Origin of the sequence: Herbaspirillum sp. B65 (assembly GCF_000333555.1) — a bacterium.
Lineage (GTDB): Bacteria > Pseudomonadota > Gammaproteobacteria > Burkholderiales > Burkholderiaceae_D > Herbaspirillum > Herbaspirillum rubrisubalbicans.
Genome location: NZ_BADI01000218.1, coordinates 1 through 3,434, shown reverse-complemented (window position 1 = coordinate 3,434; position 3,434 = coordinate 1). Strand labels below are relative to the sequence as shown.

Genomic DNA, 3,434 nt, shown 5'->3' with positions numbered 1-3,434 from the left:
CTGCATACGTTGCATGCGGTGCGGCCGGCCTTCGTTGATCAGGCTGCGCAGGGCTTCCGGGCCGCCGAACTGCAAGGTCGCAGCGGCTGCGCGGATCATGAAGGAGGCCGATGGACTGCTGTCGATTTCTGCATTGCGATTGCTGCGTTCCAGGTTCTCGACCCAGAACAGCACGCCCACGCCGAAGGTGGCGGTGATCTGGGCAATCGCGATGAAGAAGAAGAATTTCCAGAATAACCGACCCACTTTATTCCTTGATGAACTGGTAGCCCAGGCGGTAGACGGTCTGGATGCAGCTCTTGTCACTGCCCAGCGCGGCGATCTTCTGGCGGATGCTGGAGAGGTGGACGTCGATGTTGCGGTCAAAGCGCGCCAGCGGACGACCCAGCCCTTGTTCCGATAGGATCTGCTTGCTGACCGGCTTGCCGGCATTGCGCGCCAGCACTTCGAGCAGGTTGAATTCGCTGCTGGTCAATTCCAGCGGTCGCCCGCTCCAGGTGGCGCGGCGCTGTTCCGGCCACATCGACAGCGCACCTACGGCCAGCGGCGAGTAGGGCGCTTGTTCGCTGGTTTCGGCCGAGGCGCGGCGCAGGATGGCGCGGATGCGCGCAGCGATCTCGCGCGGCGTGCAGGGCTTGGGCACGTAGTCGTCGGCGCCCAGCTCCAGTCCGATGATGCGGTCGGTGTCATCACCCTTGGCGGTCAGCATTACGACCGGCATGTTGCTCTTGGCGCGAATGCGGCGCAACGTGTCCACCCCGTTCAGGCGCGGCATCATCACGTCCAGCACGGCGATGGCGTACTGGCCCGAGAGCGCCTCGGCAGCACCGGCTTCACCGTCGTAGGCAACGTTGACTTCGAATTTTTCCTGCTCCAGGTATTCCTTGAGCATCTCGACCAGTTCGACGTCATCGTCGATCAAAAGCACTTTTGACATTGCTGCGTTCCATTCTTGAATTGCCCTGCCTCCAGGCCGCAGGGCGTCGGCAGCCCGTAATATGCCGTAAAAGGTTTTGCAGAAGTGTTGCCAGCCATCTTTACAATTGCATCTTTACATTCATTTACTGCAATTGTCCGAACCTTTCCAAGCGCCTGGGATTCACATTTTTCCTCACAAAACTTCATATGTGCCTGTTGTTGACCCTAGCCGGGGCCAATGCGGCTGGGTTCCTCGACCTGACAAAACTTTACTCCGCTTTGTATGGCTGGCGTGAACTTAACACGTCTTGATGGCAAGCATTGTTGACCGCGACCAAGACACTGCCAGCCCGAGCCGGCGGAAGGCCGTGATAAGCTGCCGCCCATGATTTCTTCCGACCCCGCCCACCTGGCGCGCATCATGGGCCTGATGTGCGAGGCCATCGCATTGCGCGGCGCGCAGCAGCCGGCGCCGGCCCTGGCCGCCCTGGACCAGGCGCTGGCGCTGGACCCGACTTTTCTGCCGCTACACATGCAGCGCGCCGATCTGCTGCTGGAGATGAATGATCTGGCTGGTGCGGTCGCCGCCTATGAAGCCTGCCTGGCACTGGCGCCTGACTATGAAGAGGCGCGCCTGGCCCATCGAACCGTGCTGGCACAATGGGCCGCCAGCTTGCAGGCGGCGCTTGCCGCAGAGCATCAGGGCGATCCCGCGCGGGCCATCACGCTGGCGCAGGTCTGCTACAAGCTGGACCAGCCGCAGCAGGCCCTGGCCGCCATCGAAGCGGTCCTGCCGCTGACCCGCCTGGAACACCAGGTGCTTCATGCCAATATCCTGCTGCGCCTGAATCGTCACGAAGCGGCCTTGCACTGCTATTCCGGCAGCGCGACCGATGCGGCCACGCGCGCCCTGGTCGCCTTCAATCGCGCCGACATCCTGCGCCGCATGGGGCGCATCGATGAGGCGCAAGCCGGCTATGAAGAAGCTTTGCGCTGCCACGCCGATTTTCCCGAAGCCCAGGTGGGGCGCGCCCACATGCTCCTGACCCGGCAAGACTATGCGCAAGGCTGGCTGGCGCATGAAGCTCGCTTCGAGATGGCCGACCTGGCCCGGCTTGGCATGGCCAGCCCGAGTGCCCGCCCGCGCTGGCAGCCCGGTGAGGATGTGGGCGGCAAGCATGTGCTGCTCTGGTGCGAGCAAGGGCAGGGCGATAGCTTGCAGTTCGTCCGCTATCTGCCATGGGTGGCGCAACGCGCAGCCGAAGTCACCCTGTGCGCACCGGCGTCGCTGTTGCCGCTGCTGGCGCCGTCCTTGCCGCAGGTGCGCTGTGTCTCCAGTGTGGAGGAGGCCGGGCCGCATGACTGCCAGGCTTCCTTGCTGAGCCTGCCGCTGTTGCTGGACTTGCCTGATCCCAGCCAGGGGCCGCAGCCGCCGTATCTGTACGCGGATCCTCTGCACGTAGAGCAGTGGCAAACGCGCCTGACGCAGCTGGGTAGCACTGGGCCGCGCCGCCCACGCATCGGTCTGGTCTGGGCTGGACGCCAATACGGCGCGATCCATCACAGCCGCGACGTGCCGCTGGCCGCCTTGCTGCCGCTGTTGGACTTGCCGGCCCAGTTCGTCAGCCTGCAAGTCGAGATTCCGCTGGCTGACCAGGCGCTCTATGAGTCCCTGGCCGGCCGGCTACCTACGCTGCCCCTGGCCGATTGGGCAGATACCGCGGCGCTGGCCTGTGCGCTCGATCTGGTGATCAGTGTCGATACCGCAGTTGCCCACCTGGCCGGCGCTCTGGGCTTGCCGTGTTTCCTGCTGCAGCGGCTGGAAGGCGAGTGGCGCTGGGGCGTGCAGGGCGCGCACAGTCCCTGGTATCCCTCGCTGCGACTGTTGCGTCAGCAGGTGCGGGGTGACTGGTCGCACGTGGTGCAGGCGCTGGTTACAGCCTGCTATGAACGTTTTGCCCAGTGCTCTTAAGGCTGCCGGGTGGATGGGCCCGTAGGGCGGCAGGGAAATGAAAACGGCTGCTCTAGGCAGCCGTGGTCGCAGTGGAAGATATGAAGGAAAGCGGAAGCAAAGCGATCAGCGGCGATGCTGCTTCATCGCCGTCTGGATTTCGCGCTGGCTGTCGCGCTGCTTTTCGGTCTCGCGCTTGTCGTGCTGCTTCTTGCCCTTGGCCAGGCCGATGTCGCATTTGACGCGGCCTTTGCTGTAGTGCAGGTTCAGCGGCACCAAGGTATAGCCGGAACGTTCCACCTTGCCGATCAGCTTGCTGATTTCCGCCGCATTCAACAGCAGCTTGCGGGTACGGGTGGTTTCCGGGTGCACGTGGGTGGAGGTACTGGTCAGCGCGCTGATGTGGCAGCCGAACAGGAACACTTCGCCATTGCGCACGATGACGTAGGCTTCCTTCAACTGCACGCGGCCGGCGCGGATCGATTTGACTTCCCAACCTTGCAAGACGAGACCTGCTTCGAATCGCTCTTCGATGAAGTAATCGAAAAAGGCCTTTTGTTATCAA

General features: G+C 63.1%; 2 protein-coding genes and 2 pseudogenes. 1 reads left to right on the top strand and 3 read right to left on the bottom strand.

Translation table 11 applies throughout. The features are described from left to right. Positions 1-246, bottom strand: a pseudogene (locus tag I5W_RS05635) (ATP-binding protein); the annotation flags it as partial. Between the two features lies 1 nt (position 247). Next, positions 248-937, bottom strand: a complete 690-nt coding sequence (locus tag I5W_RS05630) for a response regulator transcription factor (RefSeq protein WP_017451085.1) — start codon at positions 935-937, stop codon at positions 248-250. 366 nt (positions 938-1,303) lie between these two features. On the opposite strand from I5W_RS05630, the gene I5W_RS05625 reads away from it, so the two are divergent. After that, entirely contained in the window at positions 1,304-2,890 is a 1,587-nt protein-coding gene (locus tag I5W_RS05625) for a tetratricopeptide repeat protein (protein ID WP_044528506.1), read from the top strand. 105 nt (positions 2,891-2,995) lie between these two features. Here I5W_RS05625 and smpB read toward each other — a convergent pair. After that, positions 2,996-3,427, bottom strand: a pseudogene (gene smpB / locus I5W_RS05620) (SsrA-binding protein SmpB); the annotation flags it as partial. Between the last annotated feature and the right edge of the window lie 7 nt (positions 3,428-3,434).

Coding starts and splice junctions, on each gene's coding strand:
- I5W_RS05630 (WP_017451085.1), bottom strand. CDS start 937: ATGTCAAAAGTGCTTTTGATCGACGATGACGTCGAACTGGTCGAGATG.
- I5W_RS05625 (WP_044528506.1), top strand. CDS start 1,304: ATGATTTCTTCCGACCCCGCCCACCTGGCGCGCATCATGGGCCTGATG.